The sequence below is a fragment of the Sporosarcina sp. SAFN-010 genome, from assembly GCF_059415065.1.
In genome coordinates, this window is sequence record NZ_JBPFDS010000011.1 from 80984 (window position 1) to 106727 (window position 25744).

The following is a 25744-nucleotide window of genomic DNA, read 5'->3' on the forward strand; positions in this document are numbered from 1 at the left end:
CATAGACCAGGAGGTTGCTATATGTCTGTAGAAAACAAAGTAGAGAAACGTCGAGAAATTTATGCACATCGAGGTGCCTCAGGAAAATACTTTGAAAATACTATGAAGGCATTTTATGGAGCTGTTGAAGAAGGAGCAGATGGTATTGAATTAGATGTCCAGTTGTCAAAAGATGGCGTCTTTTTCGTCATCCATGATTCTGATCTCTACCGTTTGTCAGGTATTCGTAAAACGATTTCGGAAATGGATGCAGCTGAAATTCAACAAATTCGTATTGGAAAGCGGTTTTTGAGAGGAGTAAAAGGCAGTTCGATTCCTACTCTTACTTCCGTGATCTCATTTGCAGCGTTGGAGTCTATTGGATTAAATATTGAACTCAAAGAGACTGTTTCGGATCATCCTGAATGTCTTTCCTCTTTACTAGACCAAATTTCAGTGCTTGATGAAGTTTACATATCCTCATTCGATTATAATTTGGTTGAGAAAGTGAAACAATTAAACCCGGATATGGAAGCAGGATTGCTACTTAAAAAATCAATGCTGACAGATAAACAACTATCAGATTATCCTGCAGCAGATGCATTTCACTTTCACAAAAGAATGATGAAAGAACCTTACCTTAGTCAATGGCAACAAACAAATAAAACGATAAGGGTTTACGGAGTGGATGGAGACGAATCCTTTGTCAAAAGTCCTCCAGACTTCATCTATGGGTGGATTACAGACTATCCGGAACGTTTTACTAAGTAATTTACTGTTGCTCTTTGTCTGTGCAATGATTTCTTGAGTAGAAGTGAAAAAGTCCGTGGAAAGCAGTTAATGGCAATAAGCGCGCTAAAAATATCCATATTAGAAATAGGAGACCTGGCAATTACGCCAAGTCTCCTATTCTTATTTTCTCTTTTTTTGTATTCTACCTGTTCGCTGATCTCTTCGAAACAAAAATCCAGCGAAAAACCCGATGCTTACCGCGAGTAAAAGAAACCCTGCAATAAATTGCATCCATATGTATGGGAACGGACTAAATAAGATACCGAACAATGCATCACGCATTAACTTTATGCCAAGAGCTGCGGCAATACCTGGTATTACGAGCACTATGAACGCTGCCAAACGAGCCATATGAACCCCTCCAATCCTTATTAATTTTACCTGCTGTCGAAAGATTGTCAAGACGCGAAGGATAATGTATGATAAAATTGGAAATGCAAAAGATTGCACAAAGGTGAGAGGGGGATTGAACATCTTTGCAAAACATTTTAATAATTGATGCTGACCAAGAAAGCATCTGTGTTTTACAACACATTGAGCAAATAGATACTTACCAAATCATCGGTATTGTTGACCGTACAGAGAACGGTGATAGCAATAAGTTTGCAAGTCAGAACGGAATCCCTCATGGACCTGATCCAGAAAGTTTTCTTTCAGGAAATGTGCAGCTAATTCTAGACTTTTCGGGGGATTCCCCATCCATTTACAATCAAAAATATCCACAAATTACAGTGATACCGAAATCCATTAGTCAACTTATAGTGAAGATTTTGGCTTATCACCACTCAGAATTGCATTCATTGGAATCTGACAACATAATATACAAATCCATTTTCAACTCAGTCGGTGAAGGCATGATAGGAATTGACAAAAAAGGTCATATAAACCTATTTAATGATAGCGCTTCCAAAATGCTTGATTTTTCAGTTGAAGAAGTAATCGGAAAGCCGATTTTATCGATAATCCCAGCTTCAGGTTTGCCGGACATTCTACAAAATGGTCAACCTGACTCCGATGTTGAACTTCAACTAACAAATGGACTGGATATTTTGAGTTCCAGATATCCTATCGTCATGCCAGACGGAACGATAACTGGAGCGTTTGCTGTTTTTAAAGATGTAACAGGTGTAATCCGCACCGCAGAAGAAATTACAGACTTGAAGCGGGTTAAAACGATGCTTGAGGCCATTATTCATTCGAGTGATGATGCAATATCCGTCGTCGATTCAGAAGGCTTAGGAATCTTAGTTAATCCAGCTTACACACGTTTAACGGGTTTAACAGAGAGAGAAGTTATTGGACAACCGGCAACTGTCGACATTAGTTCAGGCGAAAGTATTCACATGAGAGTCCTTGAGACAAAAGCACCCGCACGTGGTGTGAATATGCAAATCGGTGAAAATAATCGAGATGTGATTGTAAATGTTGCACCGATAATTGTTGACCAGGAAGTGAAGGGCAGTGTCGGTGTCATTCACGATATTACAGAAATACGCAGTCTTATGAAACAACTTGACCATGCAAAAGCGATGATCCGTGAGTTAGAATCGACGTATACGTTTGATGATATAATCGGCACCAATGAAGACCTGCTAATTGCAGTCAGTCAAGCAAAAATTGCAGCAGGTTCGGAAATCCCTGTCATGCTTCGAGGGGAACCAGGGAGCGGAAAAGAACTTTTCGCTCATGCCATTCATACAGGAAGCAGAAGAAATGAAGGAGAGTTCATCAGGGTTTCATGTGCGTCATTAGATGTAGAAGCAATTGAAGTCGCACTCATGCACACAGAAATTCAACATGATAAAAGTTCAGGAACGCTGTTTTTGGACGAAATCACTGAATTGAAACCAGCTGTACAGAAAAAGCTCTTGGAATACATAGGTTCTGGACGTATAACGGCAGCGGGGCAACCTATACAACTGACAGTGCGCATAATTACATCTTCTGCAGCCAACCTAGAACGCGCTGTTCACGAGGGAGTTCTATGTGAAGACTTGTACTATCAACTCACACGCATGTCTATCCGAATTCCTCCGTTGCGAACAAGGACAGATGATATTGAGCTTTTGACAGATGTTCTCCTCGCGATGCTTAATCAGGAATTCGGTATGACCATTCAGCAAGTGACGCCTAAGGCGATGCAACGTCTTCAGTCCTATGAGTGGCCAGGAAATGTCCGCGAACTGGAAAACGTGTTAAGTCGAGCGATGATTTTAACGGAAGCAGGTTCTACAAAGCTCGATGAAGAGGACATCGTACGAGCATTGTCTTCGCGTAGTGAACAGCAAACAGATCCTGGAATTCCTGAAAAGCGGACGCTCGCTTCGCTGATGGAAGATCATGAAAAGGTATTGCTTGAGACCTCATTGAAGGAAAATAACGGTCAAAAAGTTTTAACAGCTGATCGACTTGGTATTTCACTTCGATCCTTGTACTACAAATTAGAAAAATACAAATTGATTTAACGAAAGTGAGGTGACGGAATGGAGACACTTTCAGAACTTGTACAACAAGCAGCTGCGTTATCGGACAGACCGTGCACCGCTGTTGCTTGTGCAGCAGATGCGGATGTATTGGAGTCTGTTGAACTTGCTGTTTCGCGAGGACTTGCAACTTTCAAGCTCTATGACGATAAAAAGCAATTGCTTGAAACAATTCAATCGAAGTATCCTCAGCTCGCCAATCATCCTGATATCGAATTGATTGATAGTGAAGGTATGCAACATGCAGCTCAATTAGCAGTCGATGCAGTATCTTCAGGGAACGCCCAAGTACTTATGAAGGGAAATCTCCCTACTGCGGCATTGATGAAGGTTGCACTACGAAAAGAAGCGGGTTTGAGAACTGGGAACGTACTTTCACACGTAGCTGCGTTTGAAATTCCGGGCTTCAACAAGCTATACTTCGTTACCGATTCTGCGATGAGCATTACACCTGATCTACAGGTGAAAGTACAAATCATCCAAAATGCGGTAACTGTTGCTAGAGCTTGCGGTATAGATGTTCCAGTTGTTGTGCCGCTTGCTGCGGTAGAGTCTGTAAACCCGGCGATGCAAGCAACATTGGACGCAGCTTCCTTGACGATGATGAATCAGCGAGGACAGTTGAAAAATTGTGTTGTTGAAGGTCCTATGGCATTGGACAATGCGATTTCACCAGAAGCAGCTCAACATAAAGGGCTCTCTGGTCCGGCAGCAGGAAAAGCGGACATTTTAGTTGCGCCCAACTTGGAAGCTGGTAACATTCTCTACAAATCGTTAACCTACTTTGCTCGTGCGAAAGTAGGCGGAATCATCCAAGGGGCTTCCGCGCCAATCGTTGTCACGTCACGTGCGGACAATGCCGAAACGAAACTTCATTCACTAGCACTTGCATTATTAGTAAGTAAAAACTGATTGAATAATTGGAGGAATTACAAATGGAAATTATCAAATACATGGAAACTTACGACTATGAGCAATTGGTGATCTGCCAAGACAAAACAACTGGCCTAAAAGCATTCATCGCAATTCACGATACGACACTTGGACCTGCACTTGGTGGAACTCGCATGTGGACATACAACAGTGAGGAAGAAGCAATTGAAGACGCGCTTCGCCTTGCACGCGGAATGACTTACAAAAACGCTGCAGCTGGTCTAAACCTTGGTGGTGGTAAAGCAGTTATTATGGGTAACCCTAAAACAGACAAAAACGACGAATTGTTCCGTGCATTCGGTCGCTTCATCGAAGGACTAAACGGTCGTTACATTACAGCTGAAGACGTAGGTACAACTGAAGAAGATATGGACTTGATCCACCTTGAAACAGATTACGTAACTGGTGTTTCTGCTGAATTCGGTTCTTCAGGTAACCCATCACCTGTAACAGCACTTGGTGTATATGTAGGAATGAAAGCAGCAGCTAAAGAAGCATTCGGAGATGATTCTCTTAAAGGGAAGACTATCGCAGTACAAGGTGTCGGAAACGTTGCCTACACGATGTGCGAATACCTACATGAAGAAGGCGCGAAACTGATTGTTACGGATATTAATGAAGAAGCGGTGCAACGTGCAGTCGACAACTTCGGAGCAACAGCAGTGGGCATCAACGAAATTTATGGAGTAGATGCAGACATCTTCTCACCATGTGCACTTGGAGCTGTCATTAATGATGATACAATTCCACAATTGAAGGCAAAAGTCATTGCAGGATCTGCAAACAACCAATTGAAGAATCCAGAACACGGGGACAAAATCCACGAAATGGGACTTGTATATGCACCAGACTACGTCATCAACTCAGGTGGAGTTATTAACGTGGCAGACGAATTGGACGGATATAACCGTGAGCGTGCATTGAAAAAGGTCAACACGATCTACGATACAATCGAAAAAATCTTCGCGATTTCTAAGCGTGACAACATTCCTTCATATGTTGCAGCAGACCGTTTGGCTGAAGAGCGCATTGAACGAGTTTCAAAAGCACGCAACTCATTTCTACAAAAAGAAAAAAGCGTACTCTCAAAACGTCGATAAGGTACTTTGAGCTGTGCCGTGAAAGGAGACGATACTTGTGCACCATGGAGTTGCTAGAATTTTGACGATTAATCCTGGCTCTACCTCTACAAAAATTGGCGTGTTCGATAATGATCAACTCGTCATGGAAGAGACATTGCGTCATTCCACCGAACAACTTGCCCAGTTTGCTTCTATCACAGCGCAGTACGAATTTCGTAAGTCGATGATTGTGGAAGAGCTAAAACATCATAAAATTGATGTATCCTCGCTATCTGCAGTTTGCGGGCGCGGCGGTTTGCTGCGTCCGATTGCAGGAGGCACGTATCCTGTGAACGAAGCTATGCTTGAAGACTTGCGGAAAGGATATGCAGGTCAGCATGCATCTAACTTAGGCGGGATCCTTGCGAATGAAATTGCTGCAGAAGCGAATATTCCCGCCTACATTGTAGATCCAGTCGTAGTAGATGAACTGCAGCCTCTAGCAAGAGTTTCAGGATTTAACTTATTGGAGCGGCATTCGATTTTTCATGCACTGAACCAAAAAGCAGTTGCTAGAAGATATGCGCTGCGTACGGGGAGAAAGTATGAGGAACTTAAACTGATTGTGACACACATGGGTGGCGGGATTACCGTTGGTGCCCATCACCATGGAGAAGTCATTGACGTAAATAACGGACTCCACGGCGACGGTCCTTTTAGTCCCGAACGTGCAGGTACAGTTCCTGCTGGAGATTTAGTGGATATCTGCTTTTCTGGAAAGTACTATCGCCAGGAAATTATGGAAATGCTCGTCGGTAAAGGTGGTCTGACAGGATACCTTGGTACTAATAACGCGGTTGAAGTCGAAAAAAGAATTGCAGCTGGGGATGGACATGCAAAAGAAGTTTACAGCGCAATGGCTTACCAAGTCGCTAAGGAAATCGGTAGCGCAGCGGCCGTACTCCAAGGTAAAGTGGATGCAATTATTCTGACTGGCGGACTCGCATACGGCAAAGACTTTACTGCAGAGATACAAGGATATGTTGACTGGATAGCAGAGGTCGTTGTCTACCCGGGGGAAGACGAATTGCAAGCCCTTGCGGAAGGGGCAATCCGTGTTCTTACCGGTGAAGAGGAAGCAAAAGTGTATCCATCAAGAGAGACAAACATAGAAATGGAGGCTGAACACATTGGCTCAAGAGTATGATGTAGTAATTCTTGGTGGCGGAACAGGCGGATATGTAGCTGCCATTCGTTCTGCACAGCTTGGTCTGAAAACAGCGCTCGTTGAAAAAGGCAAATTAGGTGGTACGTGCTTACATAAAGGATGTATTCCTAGTAAAGCATTATTAAAAAGTGCAGAAGTTTACCAGCTGACGAAAGAAAAAGCTCAAAGTTTTGGTGTTGAAACAGAAGGCGTTACACTTAATTTCTCAGCTGTCCAAGAAAGAAAGAAGTCTATAGTCGACCAACTTTATAAAGGTGTTCAAGGTCTCATGAAAAAGGGCAAGATCGATGTCTATGAAGGAACAGGTAGAATGCTCGGACCCTCTATCTTCTCACCGATGCCTGGAACCATTTCAGTTGAGATGAATAACGGTGAAGAAAACGAAATGCTCATTCTGAAAAACTTAGTGCTTGCAACTGGATCACGTCCAAGAACATTGCCAGGACTAGAGTTGGACGAACAGCAAATCCTTTCTTCAGATGGTGCACTCTCTCTTGAATCATTGCCATCTTCTATGCTAATCATTGGCGGTGGAGTCATTGGAATTGAGTGGGCTTCTATGCTCAACGATTTCGGTGTTGACATTACTGTTGTTGAATATGCAGATCGAATTCTTCCTACTGAAGACGAAGACATTTCAAAAGAGATGAAAAAACTTCTTGAGAAAAAAGGCATCAAATTCGTTACAGGAGCAAAAGTGCTTCCTGAAACAGTTGAAAAGACTTCAGAGAATGTAACCATTTCAGCAGAAATTGGTGATTCTACACAAAGCTTCACAGCAGAAAAAGTTCTAGTTTCAGTTGGCCGTCAAGCGAATACTGAAGGGATCGGTATTGAAAATACGGAAATTGAAATTGAAAAGGGTTACATCAAAACACGTCCAACCTTCCAAACAAAAGAAAGCCATATCTATGCGATTGGAGATTGTATCGGTGGACTTCAACTTGCACACGTTGCTTCTCACGAAGGAATTGCTGCAATTGAACATATCGCGAATAACACCCCAGAGCCTATGGATTATGAAAAAATCTCACGGTGTATCTATTCAAGTCCTGAAGCAGCAAGCGTAGGCATCACCGAAAAACAGGCGAAAGATCGCGGTTTCACTGTAAAAATCGGTAAATTCCCATTCCAAGCAGTAGGTAAAGCACTGGTAAATGGAAAAGCGGACGGCTTTGTGAAAATTGTTGCGGATGAAAAAACTGATGATATTCTCGGTGTACACATGATTGGTGCCGGCGTTACAGACATGATCTCTGAAGCAGGCTTAGCTATGGTATTAGACGCAACACCTTGGGAAGTTGCAGAAACGATTCATCCACATCCATCACTCTCAGAAGTGATTGGTGAAGCGGCATTAGCTGTAGATGGTAAAGCAATCCACATGTAAAAAGGGGGAAATAATCATGGCAACAAACCGCCACGAAGAGCTTGGGCTCACGAATGATGATGTATTACAAATCTATGAAACAATGTTAATGGCTCGAAAAATAGATGAGCGCATGTGGCTTCTCAACCGTGCAGGTAAAGTTCCATTTGTTATTTCTTGTCAAGGACAAGAAGCTGCACAAGTAGGAGCTGCATATGCACTCGATAAAGATAAAGATTGGACTGCCCCTTACTATCGCGACATGGGAGTCGTCTTGCACTTCGGTATGACGCCGAAAGATTTGATGCTTTCAGCATTTGCGAAAGCAGAGGATCCGAACTCAGGTGGACGACAGATGCCAGGTCATTTCGGACAACGCAAGAATCGTATTTTGACAGGTTCTTCACCTGTTACGACACAACTTCCACACGCAGTAGGGGTTGCACTTGCAGCGAAGATTAAAGGCGAAGATTTCATTACATTTACAACACTTGGGGAAGGGTCTTCTAACCAAGGAGATTTCCATGAGGGTATGAACTTTGCAGGCGTACACAAATTACCTACTGTTGTCATGGTAGAAAACAATAAATATGCAATTTCAGTTCCTGTTGAGAAGCAACTTGCATGTGAACATGTAGCAGATCGTGCAGCTGGTTACGGCATGCCTGGTACAACAGTCGACGGAACAGATCCACTTGAAGTCTATAAAGTCGTGAAAGAGGCGGCAGACAGAGCACGACGTGGGGATGGACCAAGTCTCGTCGAAGCAGTATGTTATCGCCTGACGGCTCACTCATCTGATGATGATCACCGTTTGTATCGTGATGCTGAAGAGTTGGAAACAGAGCGCAAACTCGATCCAATCCCTAAGTTTGCTAATTATTTGAAAGAAGCTGGTGTGCTTACAGATGAGCTGAATAGCGAAATCGAAGAGCGGATCATGAAGCAAGTGAACGAAGCGACAGATTATGCAGAAGCAGCTCCTTATGCAGATGCAGAATATGCACTTCGTCATGTATATGCTGAACAAGGAGGGAACGACTGATGGCGGTCATTTCATATATCGATGCAATTACTAGTGCTATGGCAGAAGAAATGGAACGTGACGAAAACGTTTTCGTAATGGGAGAAGACGTTGGCCGTAAAGGTGGCGTTTTCAAAGCGACAACAGGCTTATACGATAAATACGGTGAATACCGTGCACTTGATACACCTCTTGCTGAATCCGCAATTGCTGGTGTTGCAATCGGTGCAGCGATGTATGGCATGCGCCCAATTGCTGAAATGCAGTTTGCAGATTTCATAATGCCTGCTGTGAACCAGATCGTTTCAGAAGCGGCAAAAATCCGCTACCGTTCAAATAATGACTGGTCTTGTCCACTAGTTGTACGTGCACCATTCGGTGGTGGCGTTCACGGTGCTCTTTATCATTCACAATCTGTGGAATCGATGTTTGCAGGAACTCCTGGACTTAAAATTGTTATTCCATCCACTCCATACGATGCGAAAGGTCTTCTAAAAGCAGCAATTCGTGATGATGATCCAGTTTTGTTCTTTGAGCATAAACGTGCATATCGACTTATCAAAGGCGAAGTACCTGAAGAAGAATATACAATAGAAATCGGAAAAGCGGATGTGAAGCGTGAAGGCGAAGACATTACAATCATCACATATGGTCTTTGTGTCCACTTTGCGCTGCAAGCTGCAGAGCGTCTTGCGGAAGACGGGATTTCATCACACATTCTCGATTTGAGAACGATTTACCCGTTGGATAAAGAAGCGATCATTGAAGCGGCTAAAAAGACAGGTAAAGTTCTTCTTGTTACAGAAGATAACAAAGAAGGCAGCATCATGAGCGAAGTGGCAGCCATTATTTCTGAAAACTGCTTATTCGACCTAGACGCTCCGATTCAACGTCTCGCTGGACCGGATATACCTGCAATGCCGTACGCACCAACAATGGAGAAATTCTTTATGGTGAATCCGGATAAAGTAGAAAAAGCAGCGCGAGAGTTAGCTGAATTTTAATAATGAACGGAGGGAAATCCAGTGGCAATTGAATCCATTAAAATGCCTCAACTCGGTGAGAGTGTAACTGAAGGTACGATTGAAAAGTGGCTTGTGAAGCCAGGTGATCATGTAGAGAAGTATGACTCACTTGCAGAAGTGAATACAGATAAAGTAACAGCTGAAGTACCTTCATCATTCACAGGGACGATTAAAGAAATCCTTGTTCAAGAAGGTCAAACAGTTGCTGTAGGTGAAATCGTATGTACGATTGAAACTGAAGGCGGAAGCAGTGAATCTGCCCAGCCTGAAGCAGCACCAGCTCAAAAAGAGCCAGCGAACGAAATGCCGGCAGAAGGTTCACAAAAACCAAAAAGTCCTGTGAAGAAAGAAAAGGGCGCTGCTGCAGGTCGTTACTCACCAGCTGTTCTTCGTCTTTCCCAAGATCATGATATCAATCTAGCGGATGTCGATGGTTCTGGACGTGATGGACGGATTACACGTAAAGACATCCAAGCAATTATTGATAGTGGCGAAAAGCCGCAGCCTAAATCAGCTGTTGAGGCACCAGCCCCTGTTCAGCAATCTGCACCAGCAGCGGCACCGGCTTCGAGTGCACCCGCACAAAGCGCAACAAATGTACCTGTTGCAGCAGGTGATATTGAAATTCCTGTTACTGGAGTACGCCGAGCAATCGCAAACAACATGCTAAAGTCTAAACACGAAGCACCACATGCGTGGACAATGATTGAAGTTGACGTTACTGAAATGGTGAAATACCGTGATTCATTGAAAGCTGAATTTAAGCAAAAAGAAGGCTTCAATTTAACGTACTTCGCATTTTTCGTCAAAGCAGTTTCTCAAGCATTAAAAGAATTCCCGATGATGAATTCAATGTGGGCTGGCGACAAAATCGTGCAGAAAAAAGACATCAACATTTCGATTGCTGTAGCAACTGATGAGGCATTGTATGTCCCAGTAATCCAGCAAGCGGATGAGAAAACAATTAAAGGCATAGGCCGTGAAATTACAGAGCTTGCTGGGAAAGTTCGTTCCGGCAAACTGAAATCACAGGAAATGCAAGGCGGTACGTTTACTGTAAATAACACGGGATCATTCGGTTCTGTTCAGTCAATGGGAATCATTAATCACCCGCAAGCAGCAATTCTGCAAGTGGAATCGATTGTCAAACGTCCAGTTGTTATGGACAATGGCATGATCGGCGTTCGGGATATGGTTAACCTTTGTCTGTCATTAGACCACCGTGTATTAGACGGCCTCGTAGCAGGTCATTTCCTAGCACGTGTCAAGGAAATACTAGAGAACGTTTCATCTGAAACAACATCTGTCTACTAAGTTAGACACACCAACCCCCTCGGCCATATTTAGAATGGACGTGGGGGTTGTCTTTTCAAGAAGGATCCATTTCAGGTACACTATGAGGTAACAGTTATACAGGGAGGGATTTTAAATGAGCAACTCTGACATACATAACATGATGCAACAACGATTTGAACTTCCGGATTGGAACGAATGGGAAGAAGTAGCGGAGCGGTCATTGAAAGGGAAGACAGTAGACTCCCTTAAAACAACGACAGCAGAAGGTATCACACTTAATCCGCTGTATACAGCAACCGTTGATCCAAATAAAAATATACGTCCTAGTCAACGGAAGTGGATTAGTGCGCAACCGACAGCTGGAAGTACAGGCTCTGAGTGGATTGCTTCGATGTCTGAAAGTCTTGAAAAGGGAAATGAAGCAATCTATATTGATGGAAGAACATCGATTGAATGGAACGATGCTTCTTTACATGCACTTGCCAAATTAATGAAAAACCATCCAATAGCCTTCATGCACATTGAATCTCAAGATCGTTTGCTTGAAGTATTTGATATGATTTCCTCTGAAGAACGCGAAAAAGTGACAGGTCTATTGCTGACTGCTGAATTTGACTTACCTTCAGGATATGAAAAAATCAGGTCACTCGGTATCGATTTGGAACCACTTCATATGAATGGGGCAGATAGTGTCACTGAGCTTGCAATCGCATTATCAGAAGCAACGGATCTCGCAACGCAAGCGGCTTCATTTGATCAATTTAAGAAAAATGTCTTTTTTAGATTTCCTGCAGACACTCATTTCTTTATGGAAATCGCAAAATTTAGAGCGTTCCGTACTTTATGGCAATTATTCAGTAGTGCATACGATGAAAACGAGTTAAGTCCTGTTCCTTTAATTGGAGTAACTTCGCTGCGATCGTTCTCAAAAATAGATCCTTATGTGAACTTGCTAAGAGCAGGAAATAGCGCTTTTTCCGCAGTGTTAGGTGGAGCGGACTGGCTAACGGTCTACCCTTATAACGAGTTGACGGGAAATACGGCACAGTCACTCCGATACGCTAGAAATGTACAACTCATTATCCGAGAAGAAACGCATGCAGACAAAGTCATCGATCCTGGCGGCGGCTCGTACTTCATCGAACAACTAACAGAAGAACTAGTTCATAACGCTTGGGAACTGTTCCTAGAGATTGAGGAAAACGGCGGCAAAGATGTCTACCTGCAATCCGGTAAATTACAACAGCTTGCAGATGAACGAAAAGCTAATGCTGCAACTGGAGTTACTTCTTTGATAGGAACCAGTGTCTATGCAGATCCTGAGAATCATAATTTAGCTGAAAACGCTTTTAGAATCGAGACATCACGTCCGGCATATCCATTTGAGGAGCTGCGTAAAAAAGCAGCTGAACATCCGATTGATATTCGACTGCTCGTATTCGGCAGCTTAAAATCGTACAAACCCCGGGCCGATTTTGCAACAGGGTTTCTAGCAACAGGTGGGTTAACTGCCCAACATAGTCCAGCGTTTCCTGATGCCGCCTCAGCCATTGAGTGGCTGAAACTGGAGAAACCAGACTATGCAATCGTGTGTGCTGCTCCAGATATGACGGAACAGGTTGCTGCAGAACTAATTGCAAATAAGCCTCAAAGTCTTCTATTGGATGTTGCAGGGCGTGTGAGTGAAGAGTTAACGGACGGATGGCTGACAAGCGGACTAGATGGATTTGTATACAACGGACAAGATCGTATTGGGAAGCTTACTCAAATCCTCAATCGTTGCAAGGGAGGCGCAGAAGCATGAAGAAGCCTGATTTTAGCAAAGTAGATATAAACCAAGTGACTCAGAAGTCAACATCTGGTCAGAACGAAGTAACGGAATCATTTCTAACAAATGAAGGAATTCAAGTTAAGCCGTTCTATACTTCCGAGGATAGTAAAGGACTCGATCACTTAGGGGACTTTCCGGGAATAGCACCAAATACAAGAGGTCCATATCCGACTATGTATGTCGCTCGTCCATGGACCGTCCGTCAATATGCCGGGTTTTCAACTGCTGAAGAAAGTAATGCATTTTACCGAAGGAATCTCGCGATGGGGCAAAAAGGGTTATCAGTAGCATTCGATTTGGCGACACATCGAGGCTACGATTCAGATCATCCGCGTGTAACGGGCGATGTAGGAAAAGCAGGGGTTGCAATCGATTCAGTTGAAGATATGAAAATCTTATTCGATGGCATCCCTCTTGATCAGATGTCCGTTTCGATGACGATGAACGGTGCCGTATTGCCAATTATGGCATTCTACATTGTCGCTGCGGAAGAACAAGGGGTTTCTCCTGAGCAACTTGCTGGTACGATTCAAAATGACATTTTAAAAGAATACATGGTGAGGAATACGTATATATTCCCTCCGGAAATGTCGATGCGCATCATTGCTGACATTTTTGACTATACATCAAAGAATATGCCGAAGTTCAACTCTATTTCGATTTCTGGTTATCATATGCAAGAAGCTGGTGCAACGGCGGATATTGAACTGGCATATACACTTGCTGACGGTTTGGAATATGTACGAACAGGATTAAAAGCTGGAATAGACATCGACTCATTTGCTCCGCGATTGTCGTTCTTCTGGGCGATTGGCATGAATTATTTCATGGAAATTGCCAAGATGCGTGCAGCACGTATTATTTGGGCGAAAATGATGAAAACGTTCGAACCAAAGAACTCGAAATCTTTAGCGTTAAGAACCCACTCACAGACATCAGGCTGGAGTTTGACTGAACAAGATCCCTTCAACAATGTAACACGCACATTAATTGAAGCGAATGCGGCTGCAATGGGACATACCCAATCGTTGCACACGAACGCTTTAGATGAAGCGATTGCACTGCCTACGGATTTCTCTGCACGAATTGCGAGAAATACACAGTTGTTCTTGCAAGAAGAAACGATGATGACGAAAACAATCGACCCATGGGGTGGCTCTTATTATGTGGAGTCGCTTACGAATGAACTCGTTGAAAAAGCTTGGGAATTAATCGAAGAAATTGAAGAATTGGGTGGAATGGCGAAAGCGATTGAAACTGGTCTTCCGAAGATGAAAATTGAAGAAGCAGCTGCTAAGCGACAAGCGAAAATCGATTCGAAAAGTGAAACGATTGTCGGTGTGAACAAATATCGCTTAGATCAGGAAGAACCGATTGATATTTTAGATATCGATAATACGTTAGTACGTCAAAAGCAAATTGACCGTATCCATCGCATGAAAGAAGAGCGGGACGATATGTTAGTTGCACAAGCTCTTACTGAACTTACTCAGAGTGCCAAAGAAGGATCAGGTAACTTACTGGCGCTCGCTGTGAACGCAGCGAGAGTGCGTGCCACAATAGGGGAGATTTCAGATGCGATCGAAGAGGTTTCGGGTAGACATAAAGCTGTTATCCGTTCTGTGAGTGGTGTGTACAGTCAAAATTTCTCCAACTCAGAAGAAATTGATGAAGTGAAATCGATGACAGATGAATTTCTTGAAAACGAAGGCCGTCGTCCGAGGATACTAGTCGCCAAAATGGGGCAAGACGGTCATGACCGCGGTGCGAAAGTCATCGCATCTTCGTTTGCGGATCTAGGTTTCGATGTAGACATAGGACCACTTTTCCAAACACCGGAAGAAACAGCGTTGCAAGCAGCGGAAAATGATGTCCATGTCATTGGAGTAAGTTCGCTTGCTGCAGGACACAAAACACTCGTTCCAGCATTACGGGCAGAATTAGCGAAAATAGGTAGACCAGATATCTTAGTAATTGTTGGAGGGGTTATCCCAGCACAAGACTATGAATTCCTTCGGGAGAATGGTGCAGCAGCGATATTCGGGCCTGGTACCGTCATTCCAGTAGCTGCTCAAAAAGTAATTGAAGAGATCTATCGCCAACTAGGTTATGAGGAAGTGATGGAGTGAACCGACGTGATGAGGACGTGCGGGAGGAAACCGCGCTCAACGTTATGGAAGGTCTGCATTCGTCCCATGATGGCATGAAGTCTGTAAAAAGAAGAAAGTTTAAACGAAACAAATCGCCGATTGATATTACTGAGCTTTCGCAAGGAATTGCTGAGGGCTCTCGGCTTAGTCTAGCAAAAGGAATTACTCTTCTTGAAAGTGTCGCCATCCATGACAAACCGGCTGGTCAAGAATTGCTTCGTACGTTGTTGCCCAAAACCGGAAATAGCATCCGAATCGGAATTACTGGAGTCCCTGGAGCGGGGAAAAGTACGTTTATCGAAGCATTCGGACTCATGCTGACGAAGGCGGGTCATAAAGTAGCGGTTCTCGCGGTCGATCCGAGTTCTTCCATTACGGGTGGAAGTATTCTGGGTGACAAAACGAGGATGGAACTGCTGGCACGTGATCCTCAAGCCTTCATTCGACCGTCCCCTACAGCTGGGACGCTCGGTGGGGTCCATCGTAAAACCCGTGAAACGATGTTGCTTTGTGAAGCGGCAGGCTATGATGTCATTCTGGTAGAAACTGTGGGCGTTGGTCAATCCGAAACTGCGGTACGCGAAATGACGGATTTCTTCTTACTGCTTGCGTTAACAGGTGCGGGGGATGAACTGCAAGGGATGAAAAAAGGAATTATGGAGCTTGCAGATGGCATCATTGTCCATAAAGCGGATGGAGAAAACGAAAGACTTGCAAAGAAAACGGTGCGGGAATATCGTCAGCTTGCTCATTTCCTTCAACCTGCTTCTCCTGGGTGGACAACTCGCGCATTACCGGTATCCTCCATAAAGGAAACAGGGCTGTCCGCAACATGGGAGATGATTCAAGAGTTTAGAGTTGTGATGGAGCGGTCAAACTATTGGACAGAAAGACGGCAATCTCAAACACGCAGCTGGTTTTACTCGATGATCAATGATCACTTGATCGATTCGTTCTACGGTGAACCAGGTCGCAAGCAGCAAGTTTTAGAGCTGGAAGGAAGGCTATTGAGTGATCAGATAACCGTTGCTGGAGCCGTAAAGCAACTATTTGATAAGGAAAGCCGCTAATTAATTACGCTGTCGTATTTGCATAAGCAAGCGAAATTGCTGAACAGTTTTCATCGCACTCGTAAACTGGTATGATAGTAGTATCATGCACCAAAGGGGGACAACTAGATGTCAATGGATTTTAATTTTTATATGGACGATATAACAGGCCAGGCTCGTGGAGAAATGGAAGCGGGTGGCTATGAGCAATTGAAAACAGCGGATGACGTTGAAAATGCATTCAAACGTGAAGGTACAACTCTTGTCATGGTTAACTCGGTATGTGGTTGTGCAGGCGGTATCGCACGTCCGGCAGCACTTCATGCAATCCACTACGATAAGGCTCCTGATCACTTGGTAACTGTGTTTGCAGGACAAGACAAAGAAGCGACTGCGCAAGCACGTATGCACTTTGGAGATTATCATTTACCATCTTCACCTTCATTCGTCTTGATGAAAAATGGAGAAATGGTTGCTGAAGTCGGACGTCATGAAATTGAAGGCCATGATCCAATGTCTGTTGTGACAAACTTGCAAGATCAGTTTGAACAGTATTGCGAAGAATTATAAAAAACAGGCCGGCATCAGTGTGACTGATGCCGGCCTGCATTTTCATGTCTTCTATTAAAATAATGTACTGAGACCGAACAAGACAGTAGAAGCAACCATAGCAACTATCATAATAATGACAATCGTTTTTTGAACTTTTTTATTGCTCATGTGCAAAAACCCCTTAATTGGTTTGATACTTTTAGTTTAACAGAATCTGCACAATTCTCAACTGGTGGCGCATTATTTTAGGAGCAGGTACAATAGAATAGGGGTGGAATGGTGGAAAAGGTTGACCATATCGGTATTGCGGTAAAAAGTCTTGACGATTCAATGGATTATTATATACATACACTTGGTTTGAAGTTGTTGGGCGTGGAAAAAGTCCCGCAACAGCATGTGACGGTAGCATTTCTAGATGCCGGTAATATCAAGCTTGAGTTGCTCGAGCCGATTGGTACTGAAGGAGCCATTGCAAGTTTCCTGGAAAAACGCGGTGAAGGAGTCCATCATATTGCATTCGGTGTGAGCAATATTCGTGAACGAATGGAAGAATTGAAGACCAACGGCGTCCGGTTACTTCAAGAGGAACCTAAAATAGGTGCAGGTGGAGCAGAAGTCGCATTCCTGCATCCAAAATCTTCGTTTGGAGTTCTTTATGAACTATGTGCCAAACGCTCATTGGGGGATGAGTAAGGTGGATATTTACGATAAAATTAACGAACTTTACGATAAGAAACGGAAGATAGAACTAGGTGGTGGCGATGAACGCATTGCCCGCCAACATGAAAAAGGAAAACTAACTGCTCGGGAACGCATCGAATTACTCGTCGACAAAGGAACATTTGTTGAATTGAGTCCTTTTGTGGCTCATCGGACACGTGACTTTGGGATGGACAAAATGGAAGGTCCAGGTGATGGAGTCGTGACGGGGTATGGAAAGGTGAATGGCCGTCCGATTTACTTATTCTCACAAGACTTTACTGTTTTTGGCGGAGCACTTGGTGAAATGCATGCCATGAAAATTGCCAATGTCATGGATCTTGCGGCAAAGAACGGAGCACCTTTTATTGGACTAAATGATTCAGGTGGCGCCCGTATTCAAGAGGGAGTTGTCTCTCTGGATGGTTATGGTGAGATCTTCTATCGCAACTCCATTTACTCAGGTGTGATTCCACAAATTTCGGTTATTCTAGGTCCATGTGCAGGCGGAGCCGTCTATTCACCAGCGATTACAGATTTCGTATTTATGACTGATGAAACAAGCCAAATGTTTATCACTGGACCGAAAGTCATTGAAACCGTTACGGGTGAAAAGATTTCATCTGAGGACTTGGGTGGTTCAAAAGTGCATAATGCCATTAGCGGGAATGCACACTTCCGAGGAGCCGATGAGCAGATAGTACTTCAAGAAGTACGACGGTTACTGACGTATTTACCTCAAAACAATGAAGAAAAAACACCAATTCAACCTATAGCTGAACAAGATGATTATCGTCCGGATTTAGCGGATGTCGTGCCATTTGAAACAATCAGACCCTATGATGTTCGGAAAGTGATCGAGCAAATTGCGGATGCAGACTCATTCATGGAAGTTCAAAAAGAGTTTGCGCGTAATGCCGTCGTCGGGTTTGCAAGAATCAAAGGAGAGGCCGTAGGGTTTGTCTGTAACCAGCCGAAAGTAATGGCGGGTGGCTTAGATATCGATTCATCCGATAAAATCTCAAGATTCATACGTACGTGTGACTCGTTCAATATCCCACTGATTACGTTTGAAGATGTGACTGGATTCTTCCCAGGAGTGAAACAAGAGCATGGCGGCATTATCCGTCATGGGGCAAAGATTTTGTACTCTTATTCGGAAGCGACAGTACCAAAGATCACAGTGATTTTGCGTAAAGCATTTGGTGGTGCTTATGTTGCCCTCAATTCGAAAGCGATTGGTGCGGATCTCGTATTCGCTTGGCCGAATGCAGAAATTGCGGTAATGGGAGCAGAAGGTGCAGCGAACATAATCTTCGCACGAGATATTGCGGCTAGTGAAGACCCTGAAGCAACGCGAGCTGCTAAGATTGCAGAGTATCGGGATAAGTTTTCGAATCCATATGCAGCTGCAGCAAACGGAATGGTCGATGATGTCATTGACCCACGCGAAACGCGTATTAAACTTGTGCAAGCGCTAGACATGATGAGAAATAAAAAAGAACAACGTCCTAAAAAGAAGCACGGCAATATGCCGTTATAAGAGGAGAGATTCCATGAATTACGAACGTATGCTTGATGAATTTTTTGAATTAGTGAAGATAGACTCTGAAACACGACACGAAGAACAAATTGTTGGCGTTTTAAAAGAAAAAATGGAACAGATGGGCTTCGATGTCTATGAAGATGACTCAAAAGAACGTACAGGTCACGGTGCGGGGAACCTAATCGCGACGATGAAAGGTTCTGTACCGGAAGCAGATCCAATTTACTTCACTTGTCATATGGATACAGTTACGCCTGGAGTCGGGATTGAACCGGTCTTAAAAGAAGATGGATATATCTATTCTGCGGGTGAAACGATTCTAGGTTCAGACGACAAAGCAGGACTTGCGGCGTTATTTGAGATGATGCGGACACTTAAAGAGAGTGGAGAAGCGCACGGGGATCTACAATTCATCATTACTGCTGGGGAAGAAAGTGGTCTAGTGGGAGCTAGAGAAATCGATAGAACTCTCATGAAAGCAAAATACGGCTATGCAGTTGACAGTGATGGAAAAGTTGGAGGAATCGTCACTGCAGCGCCATATAATGCGAAATTGAAGACAGTCATTCATGGTCGTACTGCCCACGCAGGAGTTGAACCGGAAAAAGGTGTTTCCGCGATTACGATTGCTGCAAAATCAGTGGCAGCCATGAAACTTGGAAGAATCGACTCTGAGACAACGGCGAACATTGGAATGTTTTCCGGCGGACAAGCAACGAATATTGTTTGTGATGAAGTCAACATTGTTTCAGAAGCACGTTCGATCAATTATGAGAAGTTACAAACTCAAACCGAGCATATGGTAAAAGCATTTGCCGAAACAGCTGAAAAAATGGGTGGTTCTGCTGAGACAGAAGTTCGGCTAATGTCTCCAGGATTCCATTTTGAAGAGAATGACGAAGTGGTTCAGGTAGCTTCTGAAGCGATCCGTGCCATTGGACGTACTCCGGAATTGAAAACGAGTGGTGGAGGCAGTGACGGTAATATCTTTAATGGGCATGGCTTCCCAACAGTTACATTGTCTGTAGGCTATGAAGAAATCCATACTAAAAACGAACGGATGCCTGTTGAAGAGCTTAACAAACTAGCAGAATTGCTTCTTGAAATTGTGCGTACCGTGACGAACCGCGGAAAGAAGGTTCAGTAATATGGAGAACACGAAAGCGATTGTCGTTCGTTGTGGCAATGAAGAATATGCAATTCCAGTTGAACAAACGGTTTCCATTGAAGAGTTAGAAAAAGTGAACCCGATTCCGCATTTACCTGAATACCTTCTCGGATTAATGAAAATTCGTGGCGAGCTTGTTCCAATTTTGGACTTTCAGCAAATTCTATATGGTAACTCAGCAAAAGATGATCCTAATGCTAAAGTGGTTGTTGTACAAACAGAAGGTGTTTACTTTGGATTACTTGTGTTAGAAGCGAAAGAAATTCTTGATATTTCAAAGGATACATTAACATCAAAAGGGTTAATGGCATATTCTAAGACGCCTTATTTCTCTTCTGTAGCGAATTTAGAAAATCGAATCATTACGATGATTGATCCGACAATTCTTTCTGACACACTGACAGGAATGGATGACATTACTGACTACGTGGGACAGCAAGTATCAGAGAACGTGTGACTGTTGAAACCGGGTAGAACGCTGCCCGGTTTTTTCTTGAAGCTAGAGAGGTGAGTGCATGGATCGCAAAGAACACGTCAACCGTCGAGTCATTCTACATTTGGATATGAATTGTTTCTTTGCATCTGTTGAACAAGCTCATAATCCAGAATTGAAGGGTCTTGCACTAGCCGTTGCAGGAAACCCTAAGGCACGACGAGGGATTCTTGTGACGTGCTCATACGAAGCACGCGCATTCGGTGTTTATACGACAATGACTGTCGGAGAAGCAAAAAGAGTGTGCCCTGAGCTTGTACTGGTACCTCCGGACTTTGAAAAGTACAGACAAGCCTCACAGGCGATGTTTGATATATTGAGAACATATACAGAATTAGTGGAACCGGTCTCGATTGATGAAGCATACATCGATATAACTGCGATAGGCGGTCTAGAGAACGCGATGGGAATTGCTAAAGAAATGCAAGAACGGATATTACGCGAACTAGATTTACCCTGTTCAATAGGAATTGCACCGAACAAGTTTTTAGCGAAAACTGCTTCTGACATGAAAAAACCGATGGGAATCACGATTCTGAGGAAACGTGAAGTTTCAAATATTTTGTGGCCACTTTCCGTACTTGAGATGCATGGAATCGGTAAAAGCAGTGCGGAAAAGCTTGCCCAAGCGGACATTCAAACAATCGGTGATCTCGCAATTGCGGATGATTTGAAAGTGAAATTGACTCTTGGTAAAAGAGGGCTGCAATTGAAGCAACGTGCAAATGGAGTAGATGATCGAATTGTCGATCCAGAAGCTTCAGAAGAACGAAAAAGTGTGGGAAGTTCGACAACGCTAGCAATAGATGAAACCGAATTAGACCCATGTTTAGCTGTCTTTCAAAAACTCGCAGAAAAAGTAGCTAGCCGATTGGAAGCCAAACAGTTAGCTGGTACCGTCATTTCCATTCAAATCCGAACGGCGGCTTGGCGAAACCAATCGAGAAGTAAAACCGTTTTGAACCCATTATATCGTTCGCAAGAAATTTATAAAGAAGCTGCACAGTTATTTCGTCTTCACTGGGATGGAGAGCCAATTCGACTACTGGGGATTACGGTATCCAATGTCATCCCGTTTGAAGAATTACATGAACAGCTGTCTTTCGATAATTTCGAGCGTCATGATAAAGAAGTGTCCATGCAAAAACTGGTTTCACGTATGAATGACCGATTTGGTCCAGGTACAATTCATAAAGGAAAGCAATAGAAAGGAGGAATTTGTTATGGATTTGCAGTTTTTAGGTACCGGGGCAGGAATGCCTTCAAAATTGCGTAATACGACTTCAATTGTTTTGAATTTGTCTTCTGAAGAGCGGGGCTATTGGATGTTTGACTGCGGGGAAGCGACTCAACATCAAATGCTTCACACAACCTTGAAACCGCGAAAAGTGACCAAGATGTTCATCACCCATTTACATGGGGATCATTTATTTGGAATCCCTGGTTTTATCGGCTCGCGCTCGTTTTTAGGCGGAGATAGTCCTCTTGATATTTATGGACCTATAGGGATTGAAGAGTGGATTCATACGACATTACGACTAACGAAAACTCATCTTACATACCCGTTAAGGATTCACGAAATCGAGGAAGGTGTTGTATTTGAGGATGATGAATACATCATAACCACACGGGAGTTGTCCCATGTCATCCCGTGTTTCGGCTATAGGATTGTGCAAAAGCCGTTGCCTGGAAAGTTACTGATTGACAAGGCAACCGAAGCTGGAGTTCCAAAAGGTCCGCTCCTTCAGCAACTCAAAAATGGAAACGATGTTACATTGGAAGATGGAACGATTGTCACAAGCTCATCAGTCATCGGTGAGCCAAAACCAGGATTTGTTGTAACGATTCTAGGGGACACAAGTGTCTGCGAAGCGTCAGTGGAGCTCTCTAAAAATGCCGATCTAGTCGTCCATGAAGCGACATTTAACGAAGAAACGGGACAACTAGCAAAAGATTTTGGGCATTCCACTATTCAACAAGCAGCAGAAGTTGTGAAAACGGCTAGTGCCAAAGCACTTGTCGCGACTCATATTAGTTCACGCTTTCTACCAAGTGATATTGACGCATTTAAGAAAGAAGGACAAGAAATATTTCCTAATGTCTTTGTAGCAAGCGACTTTGCTCAGTACTCACTTCACAATGGGGAAGTCACTGAAAGTAATTTTAAGAAATGACTAACCTTTTAGAGGAATTACATCACTTTCTTTTTAACGATTGAATGCTTTCTGAAAAAGATGCTACCTTAGATGAAAAAGCGGATATCATGAATCTTTAAGAGTCCCCTCAGTTGAAAAATCCCGCAAGCAAGACAAACACTAAAAACCTCCTTTAGTAATAGGATGCTATAGGAGGCGATGACTATGCATTGGCATCATAAAATAGGATCTTTAATCAATCAACCTGTTGGAATTTCATTAACGAATGGGCAAGGGACATCAGGGATATTGTGCGGTGTTACAAATGGTCAACTTCATGTGATTGAATACTTATATCAAGCACAATTCGCTTTAAAAAAGTATGATTTCTATATGATACAGGATATAAATGGATTTCCCCCTTGTCAGAATCAAGGTCGACTCTATTAGAAACTGTCAATGAGCAGTGAAAACAGTGTTTCTGAGAAGATACGATGCTGGAGATTAAGTGACATCTCTCATTTATATTAGAAAAGACCGCTAATCCGTCTAAGAATATACGGTTAGTTAAATGGTTCAAAAGATAAAATAACGAGCAAATTATCATCAATTTAGAGCCATGATTAGCATCGCATTGAGCGGTGCTTTTTTATTTTATTGAAAGTTTTTATGGGTATCTTTGGTATAATGGTTTCATGGGATAAAGAATATTTTGATATTCAGTGAAATAGCCAAATTCAGAGTGTTTTTCAGTGACACGCAAACAGTGTGAGTCACGCAAAAAATAATCTTATTTGCACTATGCTACGGGGGGACTCATGAAAACTCACTATTATTTAGGTTGGTTTAGTAATTTTTTTCCAGAGAATCTGGGCAGAGTGTTACAGGAGGACATAACTGATAGAAAATCGCTTGCTATGATTAGCTCGAATCCATCTATTTATGATGATGGTGCTACCGAGCGCTCGTGGCTTGACCAGGCTGGCATTATGTTTGATAAATATTATTTAATTAATTATCGCGTACAGAAGGAAGAGGCTCAAAAGTTAATTCAAAATGCTTCAGTCATTTTCTTGTTGGGTGGAAATATTCTTAAACAAAATGGTTTTTTGATGGAATATGAATTGTCGGGTTTGATCAAAAAAAGTAGTGCAGTTGTGATAGGAGCAAGCGCTGGTTCGATCAACATGTCCGCTAAATTCTTATGTTCGAAAAACTTTGGAGATGAGGTTGAAGTAAGCTCTGTTTACGATGGGATCGGCCTTGAAGATTTTTCCGTCCTGTCTCATTTTGATTTAGAAAGTAATATGGAGCTCGTTCAAAGCGAACTGTCTCCCTTATCGGAAGAAATAAATATTTATGCGTCGAACAAGGATTGCGCCTTGCGGTTAAAGGGAGACAAGATGGACGTTTTTGGAGATGTGTATTTAATTTCCAACTCAAATATTCGGAAATTGGATGAGACGTTCTAGTTGTGATCAATGACTATGGCTTAATTGCGCAATTTCGTTCTAATAAGCTTCTATATTAAATTTTGTGGAGGAGAGCTACGCAAAATATAATTGTTTCTTCTTTATCCAGAAAGCATAGATGTGCAGAACGGCCGCCAGTAATCGGAGGCAGTTCTTGCATCTAAGCTACAATAGGGCCAGAAGTAATGTACATACTCTCTTAATGCATCAGGAGAGAAAATGGGGGCTGTTATATGCAATCCATAATTGAATTGATTAGCAATATAAGCACGATTATCTTCTCTTTTTTAAAGGAAATTACAGAAGAGGAAATCGAAAAGAATATTGCGTATATAAAGCGAGAAGAGTGGTTTCAAGCATACCTGAAAGACGATAAGTATAATGAATTGATTTTTAATAATATCAAAGTACGTCATATTATTGGGACTTTTAATATCAAAAAGATGTCACGATCTAGATATCACAGAAAGCATCAGAAGAGAATCGAAAGAGCTATGGTTAAGTACTCTTAACTGAGTACAAGCAAAAAGGTGATTATGCAATACTTGGGGGCAATATTTTAACAAGATTTTTAGTTTAAATGGTGAAATGTGTTTAAAAAGGGGGGAGTTAAATCAGTAACTTTTTCTTAATCCTAATGGGCTTTTTTATTGTTGTTGCAAATATTATTGGATTTATATCTTACAAGAAAAAGAAGAGTGTATACTTTGCAGCTTTTACAATATTATTACTAGCAGTTTTTTTGGGGGCAATCGGTAGTGTAATAGCACTTTTTGCTATTCGTGACGCTTTTGCAATATTCTATGGCATGCAGATAGGATACTATTTATTAATAAATAGCGTCATCGTTTTTTTTATTGCAATTTTATCAACTATAATAAAAAAATTTACTGCAAAGAAAGGTGATTCCTGACTATATTTCAGTAATGGGGGTCAGTTATTGAAGATCAAACTTGCTTGAAACGGGCAACTTTGTGAAATTATTACTTATACTATCTGAAGGTATTTTTAAAAAAAATAAGACTTTGCGAATTTTTATTATTTAGTTGGGAGGTTATTATTTGCAATCCGAAGGGTTATATATTGTTATTTATATTTTGTCGTTATATATTCTCTTTTAAGTTATTGAGTGGGCAGGCAAGAAGGGAATTAACAATTCGATTATTGGTCAAGTACTTGAAAAGAAATATGGAAAAAAAGAAGATGCAAAGTCTATTCTTGAGGATTTTGCTGATGACGTAGATAAAGATAAATAAAGTTCCATTGTTCCACCAACGGGGGGAATTATAGGATAAAGAATCTGCCCCTTTCAGGAAACGGGCCAAACGATTCAGTTAAGAGTAATTGGAGGGGAGCAGACGAAATGGATTTGTGGTTTATGATTAAAGAGCATTCTGCATTCTTATCATTTTTTCTTCTCATAATTTTACTGAGTGTTTTCCTGTTGGTAGCTACTTGG

At 42.5% G+C, this 25744-nt stretch carries 24 protein-coding genes; 22 read left to right on the top strand and 2 right to left on the bottom strand.

Translation table 11 applies throughout. The features are described from left to right. Window positions 1-21 precede the first annotated feature (21 nt). A complete protein-coding gene (locus ACR65F_RS13110) occupies window positions 22-750 on the top strand; it encodes a glycerophosphodiester phosphodiesterase (protein ID WP_125103323.1) in 729 nt (242 codons plus the stop codon). A 141-nt stretch (window positions 751-891) separates the two neighbouring features. Here the strand turns inward: ACR65F_RS13110 and ACR65F_RS13115 are convergent, their stop codons facing one another. After that, window positions 892-1122, bottom strand: a complete 231-nt coding sequence (locus ACR65F_RS13115) for a DUF2627 domain-containing protein (RefSeq protein WP_039043848.1) — start codon at window positions 1120-1122, stop codon at window positions 892-894. Window positions 1123-1247: 125 nt separating this feature from the next. On the opposite strand from ACR65F_RS13115, the gene ACR65F_RS13120 reads away from it, so the two are divergent. The 12 genes from ACR65F_RS13120 to ACR65F_RS13175 all read left to right on the top strand — a co-directional run bounded on the left by ACR65F_RS13120 (window position 1248) and on the right by ACR65F_RS13175 (window position 16790). Next, the gene (locus ACR65F_RS13120) at window positions 1248-3236 is read left to right on the top strand and encodes a sigma-54 interaction domain-containing protein (protein WP_440504674.1); all 1989 of its coding nucleotides are present in this window, start codon (window positions 1248-1250) and stop codon (window positions 3234-3236) included. An 18-nt stretch (window positions 3237-3254) separates the two neighbouring features. Then, entirely contained in the window at window positions 3255-4166 is a 912-nt protein-coding gene (locus ACR65F_RS13125) for a bifunctional enoyl-CoA hydratase/phosphate acetyltransferase (protein ID WP_440504675.1), read from the top strand. Between the two features lie 23 nt (window positions 4167-4189). Next, entirely contained in the window at window positions 4190-5287 is a 1098-nt protein-coding gene (locus ACR65F_RS13130) for a Leu/Phe/Val dehydrogenase (protein WP_440504676.1), read from the top strand. A 37-nt stretch (window positions 5288-5324) separates the two neighbouring features. After that, window positions 5325-6455 carry a butyrate kinase gene (gene buk / locus ACR65F_RS13135; protein WP_440504677.1) on the top strand — a complete coding sequence of 377 codons (1131 nt, stop codon included), beginning with the start codon at window positions 5325-5327 and terminating at the stop codon, window positions 6453-6455. Next, window positions 6439-7866: a dihydrolipoyl dehydrogenase gene (lpdA, locus tag ACR65F_RS13140; protein WP_440504678.1), complete on the top strand. Its 1428-nt coding sequence runs from the start codon at window positions 6439-6441 to the stop codon at window positions 7864-7866. The genes buk and lpdA overlap by 17 nt, the downstream gene beginning before the upstream one ends. 16 nt (window positions 7867-7882) lie before the next feature. Beyond that, entirely contained in the window at window positions 7883-8890 is a 1008-nt protein-coding gene (locus ACR65F_RS13145; protein WP_025784703.1) for a thiamine pyrophosphate-dependent dehydrogenase E1 component subunit alpha, read from the top strand. Continuing rightward, a complete protein-coding gene (locus ACR65F_RS13150) occupies window positions 8890-9873 on the top strand; it encodes an alpha-ketoacid dehydrogenase subunit beta (protein WP_440504679.1) in 984 nt (327 codons plus the stop codon). The genes ACR65F_RS13145 and ACR65F_RS13150 overlap by 1 nt, the downstream gene beginning before the upstream one ends. 21 nt (window positions 9874-9894) lie before the next feature. Further along, a complete protein-coding gene (locus tag ACR65F_RS13155; protein ID WP_440504680.1) occupies window positions 9895-11208 on the top strand; it encodes a dihydrolipoamide acetyltransferase family protein in 1314 nt (437 codons plus the stop codon). A gap of 115 nt (window positions 11209-11323) precedes the next feature. Next, on the top strand, window positions 11324-12994 hold the full coding sequence (locus ACR65F_RS13160; RefSeq protein WP_440504681.1) for a methylmalonyl-CoA mutase family protein: 1671 nt from the start codon (window positions 11324-11326) through the stop codon (window positions 12992-12994). After that, entirely contained in the window at window positions 12991-15150 is a 2160-nt protein-coding gene (gene scpA, locus ACR65F_RS13165; protein ID WP_440504682.1) for a methylmalonyl-CoA mutase, read from the top strand. The genes ACR65F_RS13160 and scpA overlap by 4 nt, the downstream gene beginning before the upstream one ends. A 44-nt stretch (window positions 15151-15194) precedes the next feature. Beyond that, on the top strand, window positions 15195-16241 hold the full coding sequence (meaB, locus tag ACR65F_RS13170) for a methylmalonyl Co-A mutase-associated GTPase MeaB (protein WP_440504708.1): 1047 nt from the start codon (window positions 15195-15197) through the stop codon (window positions 16239-16241). A gap of 108 nt (window positions 16242-16349) precedes the next feature. After that, window positions 16350-16790 carry a BrxA/BrxB family bacilliredoxin gene (locus ACR65F_RS13175; protein ID WP_039043858.1) on the top strand — a complete coding sequence of 147 codons (441 nt, stop codon included), beginning with the start codon at window positions 16350-16352 and terminating at the stop codon, window positions 16788-16790. A gap of 54 nt (window positions 16791-16844) precedes the next feature. Here ACR65F_RS13175 and prli42 read toward each other — a convergent pair whose 3' ends face one another. Then, window positions 16845-16940 (bottom strand): stressosome-associated protein Prli42, encoded by a 96-nt coding sequence (gene prli42, locus ACR65F_RS13180; protein ID WP_191687934.1) that lies wholly within the window; start codon window positions 16938-16940, stop codon window positions 16845-16847. 111 nt (window positions 16941-17051) lie between these two features. Here prli42 and mce point away from each other — a divergent pair, with 111 nt between their 5' ends. From mce to ACR65F_RS13225, 9 genes are all read left to right on the top strand, one after another. Continuing rightward, window positions 17052-17465 carry a methylmalonyl-CoA epimerase gene (gene mce / locus ACR65F_RS13185; RefSeq protein ID WP_440504683.1) on the top strand — a complete coding sequence of 138 codons (414 nt, stop codon included), beginning with the start codon at window positions 17052-17054 and terminating at the stop codon, window positions 17463-17465. A gap of 1 nt (window position 17466) precedes the next feature. Next, window positions 17467-19014, top strand: a complete 1548-nt coding sequence (locus ACR65F_RS13190; protein ID WP_440504684.1) for an acyl-CoA carboxylase subunit beta — start codon at window positions 17467-17469, stop codon at window positions 19012-19014. A gap of 13 nt (window positions 19015-19027) precedes the next feature. Beyond that, a complete protein-coding gene (locus ACR65F_RS13195; RefSeq protein ID WP_039043861.1) occupies window positions 19028-20164 on the top strand; it encodes a M20/M25/M40 family metallo-hydrolase in 1137 nt (378 codons plus the stop codon). Window position 20165: 1 nt separating this feature from the next. Continuing rightward, entirely contained in the window at window positions 20166-20642 is a 477-nt protein-coding gene (locus ACR65F_RS13200) for a chemotaxis protein CheW (RefSeq protein ID WP_039043862.1), read from the top strand. A 58-nt stretch (window positions 20643-20700) separates the two neighbouring features. After that, the gene (locus tag ACR65F_RS13205) at window positions 20701-21885 is read left to right on the top strand and encodes a DNA polymerase IV (protein WP_440504685.1); all 1185 of its coding nucleotides are present in this window, start codon (window positions 20701-20703) and stop codon (window positions 21883-21885) included. 16 nt (window positions 21886-21901) lie between these two features. Further along, a complete protein-coding gene (gene rnz, locus ACR65F_RS13210) occupies window positions 21902-22852 on the top strand; it encodes a ribonuclease Z (protein ID WP_039043864.1) in 951 nt (316 codons plus the stop codon). Window positions 22853-23038: 186 nt separating this feature from the next. Further along, the gene (locus tag ACR65F_RS13215; protein ID WP_039043865.1) at window positions 23039-23263 is read left to right on the top strand and encodes a hypothetical protein; all 225 of its coding nucleotides are present in this window, start codon (window positions 23039-23041) and stop codon (window positions 23261-23263) included. Window positions 23264-23631: 368 nt separating this feature from the next. Beyond that, window positions 23632-24285, top strand: a complete 654-nt coding sequence (locus ACR65F_RS13220) for a Type 1 glutamine amidotransferase-like domain-containing protein (RefSeq protein WP_440504686.1) — start codon at window positions 23632-23634, stop codon at window positions 24283-24285. Window positions 24286-24518: 233 nt separating this feature from the next. Next, entirely contained in the window at window positions 24519-24797 is a 279-nt protein-coding gene (locus tag ACR65F_RS13225; protein WP_440504687.1) for a hypothetical protein, read from the top strand. Window positions 24798-25744 lie beyond the last annotated feature (947 nt).